The 21,927-nt window shown below is 38.7% G+C and carries 14 protein-coding genes; 9 read left to right on the top strand and 5 right to left on the bottom strand.

From position 1 onward, the window contains the following. Positions 1-66 precede the first annotated feature (66 nt). Together AC2D3N_RS21425 and AC2D3N_RS21420 are read right to left on the bottom strand one after the other, a co-directional pair. Positions 67-1,194, bottom strand: coding sequence for an AbrB family transcriptional regulator (locus AC2D3N_RS21425; protein ID WP_484692080.1), 1,128 nt, complete (start codon positions 1,192-1,194; stop codon positions 67-69). Positions 1,195-1,222: 28 nt separating this feature from the next. Next, positions 1,223-1,684, bottom strand: a complete 462-nt coding sequence (locus AC2D3N_RS21420) for a peroxiredoxin (protein ID WP_484692079.1) — start codon at positions 1,682-1,684, stop codon at positions 1,223-1,225. Between the two features lie 300 nt (positions 1,685-1,984). Here AC2D3N_RS21420 and AC2D3N_RS21415 point away from each other — a divergent pair, with 300 nt between their 5' ends. Together AC2D3N_RS21415 and aqpZ are read left to right on the top strand one after the other, a co-directional pair. Next, positions 1,985-3,547, top strand: coding sequence for a B12-binding domain-containing radical SAM protein (locus AC2D3N_RS21415; RefSeq protein WP_484692078.1), 1,563 nt, complete (start codon positions 1,985-1,987; stop codon positions 3,545-3,547). Between the two features lie 487 nt (positions 3,548-4,034). Beyond that, entirely contained in the window at positions 4,035-4,793 is a 759-nt protein-coding gene (gene aqpZ / locus AC2D3N_RS21410) for an aquaporin Z (protein WP_079679941.1), read from the top strand. Positions 4,794-4,999: 206 nt separating this feature from the next. On the opposite strand, the gene prfC is transcribed toward aqpZ, so the two are convergent. Beyond that, positions 5,000-6,637, bottom strand: coding sequence for a peptide chain release factor 3 (gene prfC, locus AC2D3N_RS21405; protein ID WP_079679940.1), 1,638 nt, complete (start codon positions 6,635-6,637; stop codon positions 5,000-5,002). 184 nt (positions 6,638-6,821) lie between these two features. On the opposite strand from prfC, the gene AC2D3N_RS21400 reads away from it, so the two are divergent. Then, positions 6,822-9,578, top strand: a complete 2,757-nt coding sequence (locus tag AC2D3N_RS21400; RefSeq protein WP_484692077.1) for a PAS domain-containing sensor histidine kinase — start codon at positions 6,822-6,824, stop codon at positions 9,576-9,578. On the opposite strand, the gene AC2D3N_RS21395 is transcribed toward AC2D3N_RS21400, so the two are convergent. Both AC2D3N_RS21395 and AC2D3N_RS21390 read right to left on the bottom strand, forming a co-directional pair. Further along, positions 9,559-10,134, bottom strand: coding sequence for a Uma2 family endonuclease (locus AC2D3N_RS21395; protein ID WP_484692076.1), 576 nt, complete (start codon positions 10,132-10,134; stop codon positions 9,559-9,561). The genes AC2D3N_RS21400 and AC2D3N_RS21395 overlap by 20 nt on opposite strands. Before the next feature lie 73 nt (positions 10,135-10,207). Then, positions 10,208-10,957, bottom strand: coding sequence for a 4'-phosphopantetheinyl transferase family protein (locus AC2D3N_RS21390; protein ID WP_484692075.1), 750 nt, complete (start codon positions 10,955-10,957; stop codon positions 10,208-10,210). Between the two features lie 165 nt (positions 10,958-11,122). On the opposite strand from AC2D3N_RS21390, the gene AC2D3N_RS21385 reads away from it, so the two are divergent. From AC2D3N_RS21385 to AC2D3N_RS21360, 6 genes are all read left to right on the top strand, one after another. Beyond that, positions 11,123-11,257 (top strand): hypothetical protein, encoded by a 135-nt coding sequence (locus AC2D3N_RS21385; RefSeq protein ID WP_255377698.1) that lies wholly within the window; start codon positions 11,123-11,125, stop codon positions 11,255-11,257. Positions 11,258-11,432: 175 nt separating this feature from the next. After that, a complete protein-coding gene (locus AC2D3N_RS21380) occupies positions 11,433-12,824 on the top strand; it encodes a malic enzyme-like NAD(P)-binding protein (RefSeq protein ID WP_079679936.1) in 1,392 nt (463 codons plus the stop codon). Between the two features lie 91 nt (positions 12,825-12,915). Further along, complete coding sequence (locus AC2D3N_RS21375; RefSeq protein ID WP_079679935.1) at positions 12,916-14,685, top strand: EAL domain-containing response regulator; 1,770 nt, start codon at positions 12,916-12,918, stop codon at positions 14,683-14,685. 30 nt (positions 14,686-14,715) lie between these two features. After that, entirely contained in the window at positions 14,716-15,810 is a 1,095-nt protein-coding gene (locus AC2D3N_RS21370) for a hybrid sensor histidine kinase/response regulator (RefSeq protein ID WP_484692074.1), read from the top strand. 53 nt (positions 15,811-15,863) lie between these two features. Next, positions 15,864-20,666: a PAS domain S-box protein gene (locus AC2D3N_RS21365; protein WP_484692073.1), complete on the top strand. Its 4,803-nt coding sequence runs from the start codon at positions 15,864-15,866 to the stop codon at positions 20,664-20,666. 122 nt (positions 20,667-20,788) lie between these two features. Then, complete coding sequence (locus AC2D3N_RS21360; protein WP_484692072.1) at positions 20,789-21,880, top strand: hybrid sensor histidine kinase/response regulator; 1,092 nt, start codon at positions 20,789-20,791, stop codon at positions 21,878-21,880. Positions 21,881-21,927: the final 47 nt, after the last annotated feature.

The following is a 21,927-nucleotide window of genomic DNA, read 5'->3' as shown; positions in this document are numbered from 1 at the left end:
TTAAGATATTATATCACAATAGTTTGTTGTTGCGCTTGGGTGCTTAGGGGAGCTAAAGCTCAACAACTAGCTGAGGTTAGATTGTTTTTGACTTTTAATTAATACATTTGCAAACCAAGGACTAATTAATAATATTAATAACATTCGGGTCATTTGCATTGCTAAAACAATTCCCGCATCTCCTCCGAGTTGAATTACCGTTGCGATCATCGCTGTAATGCCTCCGGGTGTGGAACCTAATATGGCGGTCATGGTATCAACCTGGGTGATTTGATGGAAAATATAACCTGCACCCAAACAAAATAGAATTAATATGATAACTAAAAATAATTCAATTAAAACAGCTTTCCAGAGTCTTTTGGCATTCTGCCAGTCAAACTTTAAACCCACCGAAAATCCCACAAATAATAGCCCAATTGTAAACAGCAAAGGGGGCATTTTAATCGCATAGGGAAATGTCCAAAACACAATTAGACTAACTAGAAACGGCCCAATAAACAAGGCCGAAGGTAAACTAAACATTTCCCCTAAAACGATTCCTAATGCCGCACAAACCCCCATAATTCCTAGGTTGTAAAGCATTGGTAAAGCAGGTGAAGTGTCAAGGGGAATAGAGACCACAGACCCGACAGCCACATCCCCCGCAAACCAAAACCCGACGAGGGCAGGAACAATTAATGCTACTAATAGAATCCGCAGATATTGTAACAGGGCAACGGCGATCGCATCAGCCCCCATTTCCTCACTCATGGCAATTAAACTGTAACTCGCCCCAGGAACACAACTGAGGAACCCGGTCGCCCGGTCAATTCCGCCCCAGCGTCCTAAAAAATAACCATTCAAAATACTCATACCCCCGGTCACCAAAATACAGAGCATCAGGGGGAAGGCGTAAGTCCCCATTAACCCTATAGTACTAAGTGAAAAGCCCGTAGCCGTTGCGATCGCCACAATAGCTTGACCCACAATAAAAAAGATCGGGGGTAGGGGCTGAGGTTTGCCCTGAAACACCGCATAAATAATCCCCGCCACCATTGGGCCAATTAGCCAGGCAACGGGAACGTGCAACCAATTGAACAGATAACCGACGCCCACAGCTAACATAAATAGAGGTAGAAGATGGGCAAGTTGGGGCAAAGTTTGAGATAACTCTTGCCCCAAGTTGGTGAGGGTATTTTTATAGTCTGTATTCATTGAATAGGGGCGATTTTTGATTAAAATTCTATGAAGTTGGAATCGATTTCAGGGTGGTCAACGCTTCCTCAACGTGACGCGAAAAATCTAGCATAGAATCAAACAGATGTCGCACTACGCCGTCCTTATCAATCACATAGGTAACGCGGCCCGGGAGCACCCACATCGTCGCTGGAACACCATAGAGTTGACGCACTTTATTCCCGGTATCGCTCAACAAAATAAACGGCAGATTGTATTTTGTGGCAAACTGTTGATGAGATTGGGCCGAATCCGAACTAATGCCAATCACTTCCGCCCCCGCATCTGTAAAAACTTGATAACTGTCTCTAAAGGCACAGGCTTCGGCGGTACAGCCCAGGGTATCATCCTTGGGATAGAAGTAGAGGACAATAGATTTTTTTCCCCGAAAGTCTTTGATGCTCACTGATTCGCCCGTTTGCGAAGTTAAGGTGAAATCAGGAGCCATATCCCCTATTTTAACAGCCATATTGGTGATAACCCTGTATGATTTGGTTAAATGTTAACGTTTGTATCATAGCGCCAACAATGAGAGATCCAGAGATCCGGCGATTGAAATCGCAGCTACACAACCCAAACCCGCCTGCGCGGGTTGAAGATAAAATCAGAGAACATTATGTTAATCTGTTAATTAGTCCGCGCACCATCCGGACTTCGTTTGTGTAGCCGCGATTTCAATCGCTGGGTGAAAAATTCTGGGTGAAAAATTCATTTGTACTATTTAACCAATTCTCTAAAATAATATTAACTCAACATTACCATTTTTACCATGAAAACATTATTAATTTATCCTCAATTCCCGTCTACATTTTGGTCGTATGAAAAAATCCTAGAATTAGTTGATCGTAAAGTGCTGTTACCGCCCTTGGGATTAATTACTGTGGCGGCAATTTTGCCTCAAACCTGGGAATTCAAACTGGTTGATCGTAATATTACGGCGGTAACTGAAGCGGAATGGGACTGGGCAGAATTAGTCATCCTTTCGGGAATGATTGTCCAAAAATCCGATTTTATCTCCCAAATTCAAGAAGCCAAAAGACGCGGGAAATTAGTCGCCGTGGGTGGCCCCTATCCCACTTCTGTCCCCCATGAAATTGAAGATTCCGGGGCAGATTTTCTGATTTTAGATGAAGGGGAAATTACCCTACCCATGTTTGTAGAAGCCTTGGAAAAAGGTGAAACTTCCGGGGTATTCCGCACGGAAGAAAAACCCAGTGTCACCTCAACTCCTATTCCCCGTTACGATTTATTAGAATTAGATGCCTATGATTCTATGTCGGTACAATTCTCCCGGGGATGTCCGTTTCAATGTGAATTCTGTGACATTATTGTGCTGTATGGTCGCAAACCCCGCACCAAAACTCCAGAACAATTGTTAAAGGAATTAGACTATCTTTATGAATTGGGATGGCGACGATCAATATTCATGGTAGATGATAATTTTATCGGGAATAAACGGAATGTCAAATTACTGTTAAAAGCCCTAAAAGTTTGGCAAGCTGACCATCAATATCCCTTCCGATTTAATACCGAAGCCTCTATTGATTTAGCCGATGATGGTGAATTAATGGACTTGATGGTGGAGTGTTATTTTGATGCGGTATTTTTAGGGATTGAAACCCCTGATACCAGTAGTTTAGAAATGACTAAAAAATATCAAAATAACCGCAGTCCGTTATTAGAAGCCGTTGATAAAATTATCCGCGCTGGCTTACGTCCGATGGCAGGATTTATTCTGGGATTTGATGGGGAAAAACCAGGGGCGGGATCTCGAATTATTGAATTTGTTGAACAATCTGCGATTCCCACGGCTTTATTTAGTATGTTACAAGCCTTACCCAATACGGCTTTATGGCATCGTTTAGAGAAAGAAGGACGGTTAATTAATCCTAAAAAGTTTGATATTAACCAAACTACATTAATTAACTTTGTTCCTACCCGTCCGGTGGAAGAAATTGCTCAAGAATATATTGAAACCTTCTGGCAATTATATGATCCTGAACGCTATTTAGAACGCACCTATCGCTGTTTCCTCAAGTTGGGCGCGCCGAAATGTCATCCCCCGGGTAAATTCCCCAGTTGGATTGATTTAAAAGCCTTAGCAACTGTGATTTGGCGACAGGGAATTAAACGCCAAACTCGCTGGAAATTCTGGGGATATTTGTTTAGTATCATCAAATATAATCCCGCCGTCTGGGATCAATATTTAACCCTCTGCGCCCATAACGAACATTTCTTAGAATACCGCCAAATTGTCAAAACTGAAATTGAACAACAGTTGGCAGAATATCAAGCTCAAAAAGCCCAACTTCCCGCCAAAATTCCCGCATAATTTAATCATCAACCCGTAGGGTGTGGCCATTAATGCCCACGCACTATTGATGTTAACTTAAACCTAAAATCCTGTTTTTATCCTAGACTAGATCCCCCCTAACCCCCCTTAAAAAGGGGGGAATTAGATCCCCCCTAAGCCCATTAAAAAGGGGGGAATTAGATTTCAAAGTCCCCCTTTTTAAGGGGGATTTAGGGGGATCAAATCTCAGCAATAATCAGGGGTTTTCAGTTTAGGTTAACACCAATGCTTACCCATCCCCTGATTATTGATAAATTTATTTTAAAAACCTGACATCATAAATGATATTTATAGAAAAATGATATTTTTTATGATTTCTTAACAATTTATCGAAGGTTTTATTAAATTTTTCTAAATTTGCTAGATATGACACCAAAATTGATCAATTTTATGGTAGGTTGCAACAGCAACTTATCAGGATTAAAACTGATAGTTCAATTCAAGTGCATTCTCAAGAGGTTTAATAATGCCACTGACTAAGAAATGTCTTGCTGAGTTCATGGGAACATTTTGGCTAGTTTTTGGAGGGTGTGGATCTGCTGTTTTTGCCGCTGCATTTCCCGATCCAACTAAAGATCCAACTAATCCCTTTGGGATTGGATTTGCTGGGGTTGCATTAGCTTTTGGTTTAACCGTTTTAACTATGGCCTATGCCATAGGTCATATTTCCGGTTGCCATCTCAATCCGGCGGTTTCCTTTGGATTATGGGCGGGTAAACGCTTCTCTGGAGGCAAAGATTTAGCACTTTATATTGGTTCTCAAGTTGCCGGAGCAATTTTAGCCTCTTTAGTGCTTTATTTAATCGTTAGTGGGAAAACCGGATTTGATCCAGTGGCTTTTAGAAGTGGTTCTAACCCCTTTGCTACCAATGGATATGGAGATCATTCTCCCGGCGGTTACAACTTATTTGCGGCAGTGCTGCATGAATTTGTGTTGACATTTATGTTCTTGATGGTGATTATGGGATCAACCGATAGTCGTGCACCTCAAGGGTTTGCCCCCATTGCCATTGGTTTAGGATTAACCTTAATTCACTTAATCGGCATTCCAGTCACCAATGTATCTGTAAATCCGGCCCGTAGCACAGGCCCGGCATTGTTTATTGGCGGTTGGGCAATTCAGCAATTATGGTTATTCTGGGTCGTTCCGATTTTGGGAGGAATTGCCGCCGCCCTCACCTATAACAATTTATTTGGTGAATCCCCATCTGATCCCAATTCTTAATCAATAAAAGTTTTAAATTCATCCTCGTTTTGTGTTTAATATCTTTCTTTCTAGGTAGGTGGTCAAAAAGCTAATTGTTGCGCCTTAGCGGACTAACGCAGTGCGCTGAAGCGCAACAATAAGTTGAACTTTATATGGGTTTATTTTTGACCACCTACTAACTCCAAACCGAGGGAGAAAATTAATCAAGGATCAATATTCAAGCCTTATTCTTCCTCTCCCGATTCAAAGGGTTGAATTGAAACCACCGGAGCAATAGAAGTTAGTTTTAACTCAGGATGATCGGCTTCCGCTTGACGACAATTCCATTCATTTTTAAACAGCAAAACTGGACGATCCCAACTATCTTTAACCACCGCCGCGTTAAAAATTCGTCCCACTTTATTTAAAACCTCCCAACCTCCAGTTACCCAACGGGCCACAGTATAGGGGAGAGGTTCTAATAGGGTTTCAGCCCCATATTCATTTTGCAATCTAAACTGCACCACCTCAAATTGCAGTTGACCCACCGCCGCTAAAATCGGGTCACGTTTAGATTGATCCACAGAAAACATAATTTGTACCGCCCCTTCCTCTCGTAATTCTAAAACTCCCTTATGGAATTGTTTAAACTTAGAAGGATTGGGATTTTTTAAATAGGCAAATAACTCCGGGGTAAAACAGGGAATCCCTTCATATTCTAATTTTTTGCCCATATAAATGGTATCCCCAATGGCAAAAACCCCCGGATTATTTAATCCAATCACATCCCCAGGATAGGCCGTTTCAATCGATTGTCTTTCCTGGGCAAAGAGTTTTTGCGGACGGGAAAGACGGACAACTTTTCCAGTCCGGGCATGATTCACCGTCATATCTTTTTCAAATTTTCCCGTACAAACGCGCACAAACGCCACCCGATCTCGGTGTTTGGCATCCATATTCGCTTGTAGCTTAAAAACAAAGCCCGTAAACTCTGGATATTCGGGTTCCATATCCCCCAAGGTACTCAGATGGGAACCGGGTTTTAAGGCATAATCTAAGAAGGAATCTAAGAATAATTGCACCCCAAAGTTAGTCATGGCACTGCCAAAGAAAACCGGGGTCATTTTTCCAGCATGAACTAAATCTAAATCAAATTCGGAACCGACGTGTTCTAGGAGTTCTAATTCTTCTTTTAATTGTGCATAAAGATCGGGATCTAAAAATTCCTGAAGGCGGGGATCATCTAAATCAAAAACCGTATCTAACGCTTCTCGACTTCCGTGGGCACTGCGTTCAAATAAATGAATTTTTTGTTTACGACGATCAAATACTCCTTTAAAGCGATCGCCCGTACCAATCGGCCAATTTATGGGATAGGTTTTTAACCCTAATTCTTTTTCTATTTCATCCAGTAATTCTAAGGGTTCTTGACCCGGACGATCCATTTTATTAATAAAAGTAAAAATAGGCAGACCCCGCATTTTGCAGACTTCAAAAAGTTTGCGAGTTTGCGGCTCTAAACCCTTGGCGGCATCTTCTAACATCACCGCATTATCAGCAGCAGCTAAGGTGCGGTAGGTATCTTCACTAAAATCTTGGTGTCCGGGTGTATCTAGTAGATTAATTTGACAGTTGTTATACTCAAACTGCAAAACCGTTGAGGTAATCGAAATTCCCCGTTGTTGCTCCATTGCCATCCAGTCTGAGGTAGCATGACGTTGGGCCTTCCGTACTTTAACAGCACCAGCTTCGTGAATGGCACCTCCGTAGAGGAGTAATTTTTCGGTCAGGGTGGTTTTTCCAGCATCAGGGTGAGAAATAATCGCAAAGTTGCGACGTCGCTCAACCTCCGTTTGAATTTCCGTTTGAATTTCTGTAGTCATTAAAGCCTAAATCGGGAATTTGTATCACAAGTATAATTATAAAGGTTAAAGGTGATTTTTGCTGCGGGCGATCGCATCACCCTATTACTGTTGGTGCTATTATCAATTGTTAATCCCCTTTTTTTGAACCCAAATTCAAACTTTTATTGTATCTTTAATTTCCAATGATAAATTCTAAATTGTCATGAATTTCACCTGGATGATTTCACAACAACTGGTTGCAATGACCTCCTGGATGCCTCATGGTTCCTGCTACCTTTGGCAATCTCAATTAATGGGGCTACATCTGGTTTCGGATTTATTGACTACGATCGCTTATTTTTCTATTCCCCTTGGCTTACTTTACTTTGCTCGTCGGAGTCAAGATATACCCTTCTCTAATATTTTAATCCTATTTAGTACGTTTATTTTTGCTTGCGGACTCACCCATTTGATGTCAATTATCACCCTTTGGTATCCTTTGTATTGGCTATCCGGTGGATTAAAGGCAATTACTGCAATAGTTTCAATTTTTACCGCCTGTTCCATTATTCCTTTAGTTCCTAAACTGTTACAGTTTAAAAGTCCCAAAGAACTTGAAAAAGTTAATGAGTTATTAAATAAAAATCAACAACATTATCAAAATTTAATGGATGCTTGTCCAGTGGGTTTGTTTGAAACCGATGCAACGGGACAGTGTTTATTTATTAATCAATATGGCTGCAAAATTACGGGAACTCAACCTGCGGATGCGTTGAATAAAAATTGGGTCTATGGAATTTATCAGGAAGATCGCGAAAGGTTAATTCAAGAATGGTTAACTGCGATTGAAAATCAACAACCCTTTTATTCAGAATATCGTTTACAGGCCGCCGATCAAAATGGGTTTTGGGTATTGGGTCAAGCGATTCCGATGAAAGATGAAGTGGGACAGGTGACCGGCTATATTGGCACAATTACAGATATTAATGACCGCAAAATAATAGAGGAAAATTTACAAAAATCTCAACAAATGTTGCAATTAATTATGAATACGATCCCGCAAAGAGTTTTTTGGAAGGATCGAAATTCAGTCTTTCAAGGGTGTAATTTACAATTAGCTTTGGATGTGGGATTAAAGTCTTCTGAAAATATTATTGGTAAGACAGATTACGATTTAAGTTGGACTTTGGATGAAGCTGAATTGTATCGACAAGTTGATCGAGAGGTCATGGAAACGAATACCCCTCGTTATCGGATTATCGAAACTCAATTACAAGCAAATGGAAAACAATGTTGGTTAGAAACTAATAAAATTCCTCTCCATGATCCAGAAGGGAATGTAGTGGGAATATTAGGAACCTATGAAGATATTACAGAGCGAAAATTAGCGGAAGAATTATTAGCAGAATCTGAAATCCGATTTCGACAACTGGCTCAACAGGAAAAACTAATTAATCATTTAGCCAATCAAATTCGCAATTCCTTGGATTTAAAAACAATTTTAGAAACAACAGTGTTGCAGGTTTGGGAGTTAATGAAGGTTGACCGATGCTATTTTTGTTGGTATCGACGGTCAGAAATGAGTTTCAATTCAGATTACCAAAATTTATCTCAATCCCATTCTAATTCAGTCTATTGGGAAATAGTAGCCGAAGCCAAAGATCCGGCAATTCCTGATATTATTGGTCGATATTATTTAGAAGATGTTGGTATTTGGTCGGAGAAGTATTTGGATTTAGAAATGGGACGAATTGATCATATTGATCATGTCCCCGAATCTGAAAGAAAGTCATTTTTGCTCAAGTTTGGCTTGGTATCTGTGCTGTCTCTCCCCATCCAAACTCAAATGGGAGAAATCGGGGTTTTAGTTTGTGGAAATCATCAAGAACCCCGTTGTTGGAGTGATTCTGAAGTAGAATTATTACAGGCTGTCACCGCGCAAGTGGCGATCGCCATTAATCAAGCCCAACTTTATAACCAAACCCGAGAAGCAGCGACTTTAGCTAAGGCTCAAACCCTGGAATTAGAAGCGACTTTAAATAAATTACGACAAACTCAAGCCCATTTAATTCAAACCGAAAAGATGTCTTCTTTAGGTCAGTTAGTGGCGGGAGTCGCCCATGAAATTAATAATCCAATTAATTTTATTTATGGAAATGTTAATTACGCGACCCAATATCTGGAGGATTTATTAAGTTTAGTAGCACTATATCAAGCTCATTATCCTGAACCAATTTCTGATATTAAAGAAGTAATTGAAACCGTAGATTTAGAATTTTTGCAACGAGATTTTCCCAAAATATTAAGTTCAATGAAAGTTGGGGCGAGTCGCATTCAACAAATTGTTTTATCCCTGAGAAATTTTTCTCGTTTGGATGAAGCAGATGTCAAACAAGTTAATTTACATGAGGGCTTAGAAAATACATTATTGATCTTACAAAATCGCTTATCAGAAACTGGAGAAAGACAAAAAATTCAGGTGATCAAAAATTATGGGGAATTGCCCTTAGTGCATTGTTATGCAGGTCAGATTAATCAAGTCTTTATGAATTTACTCACTAATGCTATTGATGCCATTCAGGAGCGAATCGTAGAACAAAATCAACAAATTATTTCTAATCTAAATCCCAATGATGTAGAGTTATATGCCGAAGATGATATCGGTTTTAATTCATTGAATTGTTGGAAACCCACTATTACGATTACTACAGAAGTTATTGAGAATAATCAGGTTTTAATCAGAATTGCTGATAATGGGATGGGAATAACGGAAACCGTTAAAAATAAATTATTTGATCCATTTTTTACCACAAAACCTGTAGGTAAAGGAACTGGTTTAGGATTAGCCATCAGCTATCAAATTGTGGTAGAAAGACATCTAGGTCAGTTAAAATGTTCCTCTCAAGTTAGGGTCGGATCGGAATTTACAATTGAGATTCCCATTCAACAACACAAAAATTTTACTCCTGATCAAAGCTAATTCCTTCATATAAAAGCTCAATCGGACATTCAAATTCTATGCTTTGTAATGCGATCGCATCTCCATTTGTGTATTCATAATAATACCACATTTTTCCTTCTCCCCGATGATAAATCTCAACACTCATCGATTCTGAATCAATTAACACATACTCTTGTAAACTAGGAATCTGGCGATAATATTTGAGTTTTTTTGTGCAATCATAACTAGCGGTACTGGGGGAAAGAACCTCAACAATAACTTTAGGGTTTTGAATAAACTTACGAGATTTTAAATCTTCAGGATCACAAGTTATGACTAAATCTGGATAAAAATAACGACTGTTTTGATTAGCCTGAACTTTCACATCGGAGACATTAACTCGACATCCTCTTTGACGTAAATGGGGTCTGAGTGAGGTATATAAGTTAAGAACAATGTCATTATGAGGAATACTCCCTCCGGTCATTGCCACAATTTCACCATCGACATATTCATGGCGCATTTCCTGTGTGGCTTCCCATTTTAGGTATTCTTCTGATGTCATTTTTGGAGAATCTTGAAAATTAGCAATCATGATTTTTTCCTGTATTAATCTAGGCTATTGAATGGCTATCTACTGACAATATTAACATTAATTAGATAAATTGTCATCTATATTTAGCCATAATATTATACTCAATTTCCTCTTCTTCAGTCCATTGTCTATATTTAAACTGATAATTTATTCCCTTAATTGCCAAGGTTGCTAGATAGTTTTCTGCGGTTTCAATTCTTTGTAACGTCCAATTTTTAGCTAATTCCGAATCCTGGGAAATTTTCAAAATTTTTAGGTGTGAATCCAGAGGAGTTGCAATTTCAATATCCTCTAACCCAACTAAACCTTCTCCCGTGGCTTTTAAATAGGCTTCTTTGCAAGTCCAGAGTTGAAAAAATGCCGAATATTGTTTTTCTGAATTAAGGGAATTCAACCACTGGTATTCAGAGTCACAAAAAAAGCGTTTTGCCAGAGATAGAACTTCAATTTCCCGAATATATTCTATATCTATGCCGATATTTTCTTCAAGGGCGATCGCATACATCGCTTTCCCATAGGCATGAGATAAATTAAACTTTAGGGGTAAGGAAGCTTGATCTAAACTCGGTTTTCCATTAGAACTGTACTTAAAGTAAATCTGTTTTGGAGAAAGGTTTAAATAGCGGCTGAGAATCATTCTTAATGTTCCCCTGGCAATCGTAAATGCCTGTTGATCTCGTTCAAACTTAAACCGTCTCGCTCGTTTTAGCTCATCATCAGCCAGAATACTTTGATAAAATTCAAAGTGTTGAGGCGATCGTGTTAGATTGGTTTGCCAAATATGAACCGTCTGGGAAGATAACTGAAAATCCGATAAAACCATTGTCCTGATTAATCTTATTAATGGAGTCAACAATTTCACTTGTTTTGTCTGATTCTGGTGCGGATCACCCCAAAAATTAACAGATCTGAGACTATCAAGGGTGAACAGATCAGATATTATTAGATAATCAAGGTAGACCGCCCACCCTAACCCGAGATGATCACTATGGAATCCTCAAAAAATCAGCGAAAAAAGCAAGTAAAGCGAGCGCTGGAAAAAACACCCACTCCGAAATATGTCGATCACTATATTACCTTAGCTAACCTCAGCTATTACCTGCAACTCCAGCAGCAGTATTAAAAAAATTCGATATATAGCAGCATTACCCATTATCTATTACCCCTTACCCCCTCGTAATTCATAATTCGTAATTCCCCCTTGCCCATTACCCATTTCTATATGTCATGCTTCAACTACAGACTGATCTTGATCTGCGGTGATATCATACCCAATGGACAGCTAATTAATACTAAATATGGTTAACTTAACACCGAATCCTAGTTATAGCGTTACAATTCGTCTGGAACTGCCTAACCGTGCCGGAATGTTGGCTAGTGTTTTTCAAGCGATCGCCACCGTCGGGGGAAATTTAGGCCAAATTGATTTAATTGAACAAACTCTGCACAAAACCATTCGGGAAATCAGTGTGGACGCCTCTAGTGAGGAACACGCAGAACAAATTGTCCAAGCGGTAAAAGATTTAACTGAGTTAAAAGTATTAGCGGTTTATGACCGAACATTTAATCTCCATCGTGCCGGAAAAATCAGTATTCAAAGTAAAATTCCGCTCAAATCTCAATCGGATTTAGCCATGGCCTATACTCCGGGGGTAGGTCGAATTTGTAAAGCGATCGCAGAAGATCCAGAACAAATTTATCAACTGACCATTAAACAAAATACCGTCGCGATTGTGACTGATGGTAGTGCAGTTTTAGGCTTGGGAAATTTAGGGCCCGGCGCAGCTTTACCCGTGATGGAAGGGAAAGCCATGCTATTTAAAGAATTTGGAGATGTTGATGCCTTTCCGATTTGTTTAGATACCCAAGATACTGACAAAATTATCGAAACGGTTAAATATCTGGCCCCAGTTTTCGGCGGCATAAATTTAGAAGATATCGCCGCTCCTCGCTGTTTTGAAATTGAAGCCAGGCTGCGAGAATCTTTAGATATTCCGATTTTTCATGATGATCAACATGGCACGGCAATTGTTAGTTTAGCCGCGTTAATTAATTCCCTAAAATTAGTCAAAAAATCCCGGGAAGATATCCACCTGGTTTTAAACGGGGCGGGTGCTGCGGGGGTTGCCATGGCCCGTTTATTTAAAAAAGCCGGAGTGCGGAATATTACCCTCTGTGATTCTAAGGGAATTATTAGTCATAATCGCACCGATATTAACGCACAAAAACGGGAATTTGCCGTTAACTTATCGGGAACTTTAGCGGATGCGATGAAGGATGCGGATGTGTTTATGGGAGTTAGTGCCCCTGGGGTGGTAACTCCAGAAATGGTGCGATCTATGGCGAAAAATCCTATTGTTTTTGCGATGGCTAATCCGATTCCTGAAATTCAACCGGAATTAATTCTAAATGATGTCGCAGTCGTAGCAACCGGACGGAGTGATTATCCCAATCAAATTAATAATGTTTTAGCCTTTCCCGGTCTATTTCGAGGGGTGTTAGATTGTGGAGCTAGAAGTTTAACCATTTCCATGTATTTAGAAGCCGCAAATGCGATCGCCTCTTTAGTTTCTCCCACGGATTTAGATCGGGAATATGTTGTGCCTTCGGTATTTGATAAACGGGTTGCGACAGCCGTCGCCAGTGCCGTTACCCATACCGCCCGTCAAGAAGGTTTAGCCCGCAATTAAATAATCGTAGTGAGTCCTGAAGGACTCTCTTAAGGGTGTGAAAGACTCACTACGATTTTTTATATAAAAAATTTGTTTGAGATAAACAACCATGTCTAAAATTCTGGTTATTGAGGATGAAGACTTAATTAGAGATAACATTATCGAATTACTAGAAACAGAAAAATTTGAAGTTTTTAATGCCGGAAATGGCAAAATTGGTTTACAATTGGCAATTCAGCATCAACCAGATTTAATTTTGTGTGATGTGGCGATGCCGGAAATCGACGGTTATGGGGTTCTCGTTGCTTTACAAAAAAATCCGGTCACGGCAACTATTCCCTTCATCTTCTTAACAGCAAACTCCGATGTCGGCGACCTGCGAAAAGGAATGCAGCTTGGGGCTGATGATTATCTAACCAAGCCTTTCACCCCCACAGAATTACTCAAAGCCATTGTGATTCGTTTGAAAAAAAATGCCACTTTAAAAGCTAATTATACTCACCAATTAAAAATAGCTGAATCTAAACTTAATCAATTAATTTATCAAGATAGCCCCACTAACTTACCCAACCGTTTATCCCTGTTGGAATATTTTCAACAAAGGTTGGATGAGTTTTCATTGCTGTCTGTTGCTAATCAAAATTGGCAACAAAATGGGATGATACCGATTATCTATTTAGGGATAGATCGGTTTGGTAGAATTAACGATATTTTAGGTTATGAAGGGGGAGATTCCCTTTTGAAAGCGGTGGCCGAGCGGTTAAGAAAAAGTTTACCTGCTGATAATATTATTATTCATATTGATAGCAATCAATTTGCAATTTTACTCCCACCAATTTTGGAGCAACAACAGATTAAGACCGTAATTGAAAACTTACAACAGCAGATCTCTGATCCCTTTGTGTTAACAAATCGAGAAGTTTTGATCACCGTTAGTGCTGGAGTTTCCCTTTATCCCCAAGATGGTCGGGATATTCAACACCTGCTGCGGGAGGCCAAACAAGCCATGAATCAAGTTAAACAACAAGGAGGAAATCATTATAGTTTTTATATTCCTGCTTCGGAACATCAACTGTCGGAAAGGATTGATTTAGAAGTTGCTTTGCGGTATGCTTTAGAAAGAGAAGAATTGGAACTTTACTATCAACCGCAAGTCAGTTTGAAAACGGGAAATATTATTGGTGCGGAGGCCTTACTTCGCTGGAAACATCCCCAAAAGGGCAGGATTTCCCCAATAAAATTTATTCCTATTGCGGAAGAAACGGGTTTAATTGAATCCATTGGCGAATGGGTTTTATCTCAAGCCTGTCAACATAGTCAAGCCTGGCGATCTCAAGGTTTAGGAAGTTTGCGCGTGGCGGTAAATTTATCGGGGCGGCAATTCCAAACACCTAATTTATGCCAAAAGTTAATGGAGATTTTACTCACTACGGGCTGTGAACCGGATTATTTAGAATTAGAATTAACCGAAAGTTTATTAATTCGAGATGCTGAATTATCCATCCAACAGTTACAGGCTTTAAAAGCCTTGGGAGTAACCATAGCTATTGATGATTTTGGGACGGGATATTCTTCCCTAAGCTATCTGCAAAAATTCCCCTTTGATGTGCTGAAAATAGATCAATCTTTTGTCCGCAATCTCCATACTAATAAAATCAATGCCACCATCACGCAATCTTTAATTTCAATGGCTCATCTGTTAAATTTAAAAGTGATTGCTGAAGGGGTAGAAACTCAAGAAGAATTAAATATCTTGCAGAGCTTTCAATGTGATGAAATTCAGGGGTATCTATTTAGTCGTCCGCTCAATTTAGAGGATTTTCAAACTTTAGTTAAAAGTGGAAGTCAATTAAATATTTCTCAACCTCATCCATCATAATCCTGAATCAAAATTATTGAGGAAATCAAAATGACCAGAATTTTAGTAATTGAAAATGAACAATTAATTCGGGATAGCATTTTAGAACTGTTAGAAATTGAAGAATTTGAAACCCTTTCTGCCGAGAATGGAAAGATCGGTTTACAAGTTGCCCAAAAATTTAATCCTGATTTAATTTTATGTGATGTGGTGATGCCGGAAATGGACGGTCATGGGGTATTAGAGGCCCTGAGAAAAGCACCAGAAACTAAGATAGTTCCGTTTATTTTTCTAACTTCTAAAGCCGATAAATTAGACTTACGAAAGGGCATGGAACTGGGAGCAGATGATTATTTAATTAAACCCTTTACCCCCAAAGAATTACTAAAAGCGATCGCCACTCAACTAGAAAAAAAAGCCTCAGTTCAAAAATTTTCCCAGCAAAAATTAGATGAACTTCGCAACAATATTACCCATTCCTTGCCCCATGAATTAAGAACTCCTTTAAATGGAATTTTGGCATCAACGGAACTTTTACTCGATGAGTTAGATTTTATGGAAACTCATGAGATCCGTGAAATTGTCGAGCAAATTTCCCTATCGGGTAAACGTTTGTATCGGTTGACAATGAATTTTCTGCTCTATGCTGAATTAGAACTAATTGCCACCGATCCCAAAAAGATTGCCAGCTTACGTCAGGATAAAACCCGATCCTCGCAAACAGTAATTACGGAAAAAGTAATGGCTCAAGTTCAAGAGGAAAAACGGGAGGCAGATTTATTTCTCAATCTACAAGATGTGGCGATCGCGATGGCAGAAATGAGAGTAGAAAAACTGGTTGAAGAATTAGTTGATAATGCCATGAAATTTTCCGCCCCCGGACAACCGATTGAAATTAACGGATTTGTTAAAGGTAATCAATTTGTTTTATCAGTTAAAAACTATGGACGAGAGATCACCCCTCAACAAATAGCTCAAATTGGAGCCCATGTTCAGTTTGAACGCAAATTGTATGAACAACAGGGTTCGGGATTAGGATTAGCCATTGTCCAAAAACTGATAGGACTTCATCAAGGTCAACTGATCATAGAAAGTCCCAGCGATCACCAAACTCTTGTAACCGTTTATTTACCTTTGTCTGCTTGACGGTTGACTATGGCTTTTTTTCTTTGAAAAATAACTATAATATCCGGTGATTTATGACAAAAAATAATAAAAAAGCAGAGAGGCAACACCTCCTTGACCAACAGGAACAAATCATTGAACAACGGGTACAACAACGCCTGCGGGAACTCCAACTCCCCCTCGACTCCAGCGCGCAACCAACCATAGAAGCTAAATTAGAACAAGCCCATCAACAGTTAATCTTTCACGTCGAAAATTCTCCTTTAGCTGTGATTGAGTGGGATGAGCAGTTTCGGGTCAAACGGTGGTCGCCCCAAGCCGAAAAAATCTTTGGATGGAAGGCAGAAGAACTTCTGAATCGCCATTGGAATAACTGGGAATTTGTATATCCAGAGGATTTAGAACAGGTAAATGCGATCTCGTCGCGGTTGCTCAATGGTGAGGAAAACCGGAATATCTGTTGCAATCGGAACTACACAAAACAGGGGAATTTAGTATATTGTGAATGGTACAATTCTGCTTTAAAAAATGAAAATGGGCGAGTTATTTCTCTTTTATCTTTAGTGCAGGATGTCACTATTCGTGAAACAGCCCAACAGGAACTCAAGCGTCGCGCCCGACAACAACAGGTGATTGCCGAATTAGGTCAATATGCCCTCTCACAAACCAACTTAGGGCACCTGGCCAAAAAGGTTGTGACCTTGGTGGGAAAAACATTAGGGATCAAATATGTTCAAATTTGGGAATTACTCCCCAACCAAAGCACATTTTTGTTAACGGCGGGATTAGGTTGGCGGCCTGGTTCGGTGGGGCGAGTTACTCTGAGCAATAGCCCCCAGTCCCAACCAGGCTATACATTATTAATGAAACAACCGATTATCACTGAGGATTTGCGGGTTGAAACCCGCTTTAACGGTTCGGCATTTTTTTCCAATCATCATATTGTTAGTGGGGTAACAGTTTTAATTTCTGGAAAAGAAAAGCCCGTTGGGGTGTTAGGAATTCATTCTCAGGAGCAACGAACCTTTAGCGCCGATGAAATTAATTTTTTACAAGCCGTTGCTAATATTATTGCCTCTGGTGTAGAGCGTCAACAAGCCGAAGCGGAGTTAAAAACCCTAAATCAAGATTTAGAAGTTCGAGTGGCTGACCGGACAACAGAACTAATTTTCATGAATGAAAAACTCCAGCGCCAAGTTGTCGAGTTAAAAAAAATAGAGTCTCAATTAGAAAATAAGACTAATCAACAAGCGATTATTGTCAAATTAGGTCAAAAAGCCCTATCAGAAATGAATTTAGTTTCCCTAATTAATGAAGTAGTGATTCAGATTGCTAACAATTTAAACGTTGAGTATTGCAAAGTTTTAGAATATTATTCCGGGGAAAATTTTCTCACCTTAGCAGTTTGGGATGAACCCTTGGAAAATTATATCCTTCTGAGTCACGAGCCCCTAGTTTTACCATCCTTGAACAGAAATCCAGACCCCGACAATCAGGAGGATTTAACATCTAACTTATTTTCTGGTAGCTGCAAATATAGGCAGAATTTACAGCCAACAGAACTTAATTATGGCAAGTTTAATTTTCTCAATCAAGGAATTTGTGTTCCGATTATGGGGCAAAATTATCAGCACTTAGGACAGTTAGACATTTATGGTAAAAAAAATCAACTGTTTAGCGAAGATGATGTAAATTATTTGCAAACTGTGGCGAATATTCTAGCAACGGCAATTGAAAGAAAACAAACGGAAGCGGCTCTACGGTTTAGTGAAGAACGATTTAAAATTACGCTAAAAAATTCGCCTATTGTTGTGTTTAATCAGGATGTAGAGTTACGCTACACTTGGATTTATAATCCGGCGGGAGGATATGAACCAGAAGCAATTATTGGTAAATTTGATTTTGATATTTTTTCTGTGGAAAATGCGATTCAACTCACCCAACTTAAACAACAGGTTTTGAACACAAAAGTTGGTTTGCGAAAAGAGGTGACTACTAATTTGGAGGAAGATTTTCAATGCCATGATTTAACCATTGATCCTTTATTGGATTTAGAAGGAAATATTATCGGAATTACTGGCGCGGCATTAGATATTACGGATCGCAAAAAAGCTGAATTAGAGTTACAAGAAAGTCAACGGTTTATTCAACGAATTACTGATGCTATTCCTAATATTTTATATATTTATGATTTAATTGAAACTCGCAATATTTATGTGAATCAAGAAATTATTAAAATTTTAGGATATACGCCAGAACAAACTTTAGAAAAAGGTTCAAATTTCCTCTCTGAAGTGATTCATCCAGAGGATTATATAAGGTTAGCAAAACATTATCAGAAAATTGCCACCGCCAATGACGATGAAATTTTAGAGTTTGAATACCGCATCAAAGATACTCAGGGAAATTGGCATTGGTTGGTCAGTCGAGATACAATTTTTGCTCGGACTTCCGACGGTAAACCTAAACAAATTCTAGGAACCGCAACGGATATTACAGAACGGAAAAAGGTAGAAGAACAATTGCGGCTGAGTGAACGAGCGATCGCCTATAGTAGTAATGGGATTGTGATTACTGATGCTCGACAACCGGATAATCCCATTGTTTTTGTCAACCCGGCTTTTGAAAAAGTGACTGGATATTCTGCCGCAGAAGCCCTGGGGAAAAATAGCCGTTTTCTTCAAGGTAAGGATCATAATCAGCCCGAGTTACAACAAATTAAAAATTCATTAAAACAGACAAAAAATTGTAATGTCGTATTAAGAAATTACCGAAAAGATGGATCTCTATTTTGGAATGAACTCAATATTTCTCCCATTTATGATCAGGAGGGAAATCTCACCCATTATTTAGGAATCCAGAATGATATTACTGAAAATAAATTAGCCGAGGAACGTTTAGCTCAACAAGTGATTCGAGAACGATTAATTGCCACTATTACCCAACGAATTCGAGAATCTTTAGATCTAAAATCTATTTTATCAACAATGGTGACGGAAGTTAAACAATTTTTGAAAACCGACCGGGTATTAGTTTATCGCATTTACAATGATTACACAGGTTGTGTTATTTCTGAAGCCGTTAGTCCTGAGTGGTGTTCCCTTTCAGAACAAACTTTTTCTGAAGAAATCTTTCCCTCAGAATGTCATAACCATTATATTCAAGGCAAAATTTGCTCGATTGCTAATATTAACAATGGTCATATTTTACCCTGTTTAGTTGAATTTTTAACTCGATTTCAAGTGCAAGCTAAACTAGCGGTTCCTATTGTTGAAAATGGGACGTTATGGGGTTTATTAATTGCCCATCAATGCAGTCAAACTCGACAATGGGAAGAATTGGAAATTTCCCTACTAGAACAAATTACCAGTCAACTCGCCATTGCGATTCAACAATCTGAACTTTATGAACAATTACAAACAGAATTAAAAGAAAGATCTCTCGCTCAACAATCTTTATTAGTCAGTCAAGAACGATTAAAATATTTGCTATTTTCTAGCCCAGGAATTATTTATAGTGCCAAACCAGGAGGAGACTATCAAACCACATTTATTAGTGATAATATCAAGACTCTTTTAGGATATGATGTTTCCGAATTTACTCAACCTGGATTTTGGTTAAGTCATATTCATCCAGAGGATATTGAGAAAATTATAAATCAATTATCTCCGTTATCTCCGTTGTTTGAGCAAGGATATTGTAGTTATGAATATCGTTTTCAACACCGGGATGGTAGCTATCGTTGGATGTATGATCAAGCCAAATTAATCCTCGATGCCCAAGGAAATCCTTTAGAAATAGTTGGATATTGGATTGATATTAGCGATCGCAAAAGAATTGAAGAACAATTATGGGCAACTACATCCCGGTTAAGCACATTGATTGAGAATTTACAATTAGGGGTTTTAGTTAAGGATGAATTTCAGAGAATTGTATTAATTAATCAAGCCTTTTGCGATTTATTTAAGATTAAAGAATCCTCCGATCAACTGATCGGTATAGATGGCAAAACATTTTCCTTTGAATATCAAAATCTCTTTAGCGATCCCACACAATTTATTATTAGAAATAAAGAAGTCATGGGCAGAAAGCGAGTGATCACGAATGAAGAAATCTCTTTAGTTGATGGACGGACTTTTGAACGAGATTATGTTCCGATTATCATTCAAGGAGTCTCTCAAGGTCATTTGTGGATGTATCGAGACATTACTGAACGCAAAAAAGCAGAAGATACCCTGGTGACATCCTTGCGAGAAAAAGAAGTTTTACTCAAAGAAATTCACCACCGGGTCAAAAATAACTTGCTGGTGGTTTCTAATCTTTTAGAATTTCAATCGGATTATATTCAGGAACCCGGATTAATTAAGGTTTTGGACGATAGCCGCAATCGGATCTATTCCATGGCTTTAATTCATGAAAAACTCTATCGTTCAACTAATTTAGAAAAAATTAATTTTGGAGATTATTTAGAAGATTTAATTGATAATTTATTTGAATCTTATAATATCCAAGCTGGTCGAATTGAGTTTGAACTCGATATTGAACCCGTGGGTTTGAATATTGAAACTGCTCAACCCTGCGGTTTAATTGTGAATGAATTAGTATCTAATACCTTAAAACACGCCTTTCCCAATGGTCGCTCAGGCATTGTTTATCTGGGACTACATCAAAACCCCGAAGATAAAATTATTCTAACGGTTCGAGATAATGGCATCGGTTTTCCCGCTGGAGTAGACTTTAGAAATGTTGAATCCTTGGGAATGGAATTAGTTTGCACTCTCACCGAGCAACTTGAAGGAACTATCACCCTCAACCGAGAAAACGGAACCTTATTTACCGTTAGTTTTTCCGAACTTCAATATCGACATCGGTTTTAATCGGAAGCAATTTTCGAGGGCCTGTATAGCTACTCCCCGTCACCCACAGATGATTTGTATACAGCTAAACTGGATCAAATAAAAAAATGTTAATATAGTTAATAGGGAAAGGAGGGAGAACAATGGCAGCCATTAAAATTTTAATTGTCGAAGATGAATTGATCATTGCTAAAGGATTGGCAAGAAAATTAGAAAAACTAGAATATGTGGTGGTGGGGATTGCGTCCTCTAGTGTATCGGCATTACAAAAAGTGACAGAAACCCAACCGGATTTAATTTTAATGGATATTGTAATTAAGGGGGATTTAGATGGAATTGAAACGGCAAAAATTATTCAAGAAAAGTTTAATATTCCGGTGATCTATGTAACAGCTTATGCTGATGATGAAACCTTAGAACGGGCTGAAAAAACGCAATCCTATGGATATATTCTGAAACCGTTTAAAGAGCGAGAAGTTCATGCCGCGATTAAAATTGCCTTAAAAAAGCATCAAGCCTCCTTAGAAATGCAGCAGTCTTTGGAAGAAGCCCAATCGGTTAACGATGATAAATCGCGGTTTTTATCTATTGCTTCCCATGATTTAAAAACCCCATTAACAGCGATTCAAATGTCCGCCGGAATGTTGAAAGATTATAGTGATAAATGGCCAGAAGATAAAAAGCAAAAACATTTAGATAGGATTCAAACCTCGGTGCATAATATGAACAATCTTTTAGAGGATTTGTTAATATTAAGTCAGGCGGAATCAGGGAAACTAATCTTTAATCCTGAGCCCATAGAAATTGTTGAATTTTGTCAAGCCATTATCGAAGAAATTAAACCTATTGCTAATACTACAAATCCTCTGGTATTAATCACTTCTCCAGACGTTATTCGGGGAAATTTAGATAAACATTTACTGCGTCATATTTTATTAAATTTGTTATCTAATGCGATCAAATATTCTCCTGATGGGGGTAAAATTAGCCTGACAATTCACCAAGAGGGTCAATTTGTCCGGTGTGAAGTGGCCGATCAAGGAATTGGTTTACCAAAAGATTATCAAAATAAACTATTTCAACAATTTGAACGCGCTAGTAACGTAGGAAATATTAAAGGGACGGGGTTAGGATTATCAATTGTTAAACAATCTGTTGATTTACATCAAGGTAAAATCACAGTTAAAAGTGAACCAGGAGAGGGAACAATATTTACCGTAATTTTGCCTTTGTAGACCCTAATTTTTTTAACGTAGTGAGTCCTTTAGGACTCTCACAGAGC

Source organism: Planktothrix sp. PLAVEN19ND (assembly GCF_057220675.1).
Note: the sequence above shows the minus strand (reverse complement) of the source record. Positions and strands in the feature narration are given on the sequence as shown.

Coding starts and splice junctions, on each gene's coding strand:
- AC2D3N_RS21425 (WP_484692080.1), bottom strand. CDS start 1,194: ATGAATACAGACTATAAAAATACCCTCACCAACTTGGGGCAAGAGTTA.
- AC2D3N_RS21420 (WP_484692079.1), bottom strand. CDS start 1,684: ATGGCTGTTAAAATAGGGGATATGGCTCCTGATTTCACCTTAACTTCG.
- AC2D3N_RS21415 (WP_484692078.1), top strand. CDS start 1,985: ATGAAAACATTATTAATTTATCCTCAATTCCCGTCTACATTTTGGTCG.
- aqpZ (WP_079679941.1), top strand. CDS start 4,035: ATGCCACTGACTAAGAAATGTCTTGCTGAGTTCATGGGAACATTTTGG.
- prfC (WP_079679940.1), bottom strand. CDS start 6,637: ATGACTACAGAAATTCAAACGGAAATTCAAACGGAGGTTGAGCGACGT.
- AC2D3N_RS21400 (WP_484692077.1), top strand. CDS start 6,822: ATGAATTTCACCTGGATGATTTCACAACAACTGGTTGCAATGACCTCC.
- AC2D3N_RS21395 (WP_484692076.1), bottom strand. CDS start 10,134: ATGATTGCTAATTTTCAAGATTCTCCAAAAATGACATCAGAAGAATAC.
- AC2D3N_RS21390 (WP_484692075.1), bottom strand. CDS start 10,957: ATGGTTTTATCGGATTTTCAGTTATCTTCCCAGACGGTTCATATTTGG.
- AC2D3N_RS21385 (WP_255377698.1), top strand. CDS start 11,123: ATGGAATCCTCAAAAAATCAGCGAAAAAAGCAAGTAAAGCGAGCGCTG.
- AC2D3N_RS21380 (WP_079679936.1), top strand. CDS start 11,433: ATGGTTAACTTAACACCGAATCCTAGTTATAGCGTTACAATTCGTCTG.
- AC2D3N_RS21375 (WP_079679935.1), top strand. CDS start 12,916: ATGTCTAAAATTCTGGTTATTGAGGATGAAGACTTAATTAGAGATAAC.
- AC2D3N_RS21370 (WP_484692074.1), top strand. CDS start 14,716: ATGACCAGAATTTTAGTAATTGAAAATGAACAATTAATTCGGGATAGC.
- AC2D3N_RS21365 (WP_484692073.1), top strand. CDS start 15,864: ATGACAAAAAATAATAAAAAAGCAGAGAGGCAACACCTCCTTGACCAA.
- AC2D3N_RS21360 (WP_484692072.1), top strand. CDS start 20,789: ATGGCAGCCATTAAAATTTTAATTGTCGAAGATGAATTGATCATTGCT.